The organism is Mesorhizobium sp. M5C.F.Ca.IN.020.29.1.1 (genome assembly GCF_003997375.1).
Taxonomy (GTDB): domain Bacteria; phylum Pseudomonadota; class Alphaproteobacteria; order Rhizobiales; family Rhizobiaceae; genus Mesorhizobium; species Mesorhizobium wenxiniae.
On record NZ_RZSW01001020.1, the window covers coordinates 1 to 1,054 of the forward strand.

The window sequence follows — 1,054 nt, forward strand, 5'->3', positions numbered from 1 at the left end:
ATGATGCACTACCCGAGTGGGCCGCTGTTGGCGGCCGGATGGCAAGATCGTCGCGACCGGACATCGTGACGAGCTGACGCTTATTGAGAACGTCAAAATCACTCGCGTTGCGGATTTTGATGATGCCCTTGCGGGTCATCTCGTGGATGACGCGACTAATGGTCTCCCCGGTTGTCCCAAGATAGCTGGCCACGTCACGGCGACTGATAGGTACATGGATCGAGAGGCTTGCGCCGGGCGTCCATCCATCTGCACCGCTACGACGGCACAGTATCAAGAAGAAACTGGCAATTCGTTCCGGGGTCGTCTGGCAGCCAAGCAGCAGCATCCAATTGCGCGCTGCATCCAGCTCGTTCAGCGTGCTCAACATCAGCTGATGCTCAAGCTCGGGAAAGCGCTCCGTCAATCTTTCGAAGGCGCGACGCTCATAACAACACAGGGTCACATCGGATGCCGCCTCGATGGCGTAATCGGAAAGGCCGCCGAAGACTCGGCCAAAGAAATCTGACTGAAACAGCAAGCCGACGAGCTGCTGGCGCCCGTCTTCCAGCGACTTCTGCATTCGCAACACGCCGGACACGACGATGCCAACAAAGGAAGTGGCCTCCATTTCGGCCAGCACGGTTTCGCCGTTGCGATAAGTTCGGTGATGAGAAAGCTTGGCGAGTTCCTTCTGCAAGCCGACGTTGACCCTGTTGCAGAGCGAGGTTTTGCGCACGGCGCATCGATCACAGGGCGTTAGAACTCGGACAAAGGGCAAGGCTTTCACAGAAATATCCAACTCACCGTTGTGTCAAATAAGGCCGCTTAAAGCGAAGGCCGACTTGGACTGAAACTCGTTCAATTTCCTACTGTCGTCTTTGTCCTGAATCAAATTGAGATCAGGTATGTTCAGACCCGCCTCGTCAAGCAGTCGATCCGACCTGTGGCGCATGCCAACGTCGCTCGCTTTCACAAAATCCTTTCTCACGAACCGGACGCGGAATGAACCGCTGTTTAGGGAAGGCGGGAGGCGCCTTTGGCTGGGTGTAGACAATCGACAAGCATTTACCTG

At 55.8% G+C, this 1,054-nt stretch carries 1 protein-coding gene; it reads right to left on the reverse strand.

Annotated elements, in window-relative coordinates; all coding sequences use genetic code 11:
- Positions 1-718, reverse strand: a 718-nt coding sequence (locus tag EOA85_RS35920; RefSeq protein ID WP_245486378.1) for a Crp/Fnr family transcriptional regulator, incomplete at its 3' end; no start/stop codon positions are given.
- Positions 719-1,054 lie beyond the last annotated feature (336 nt).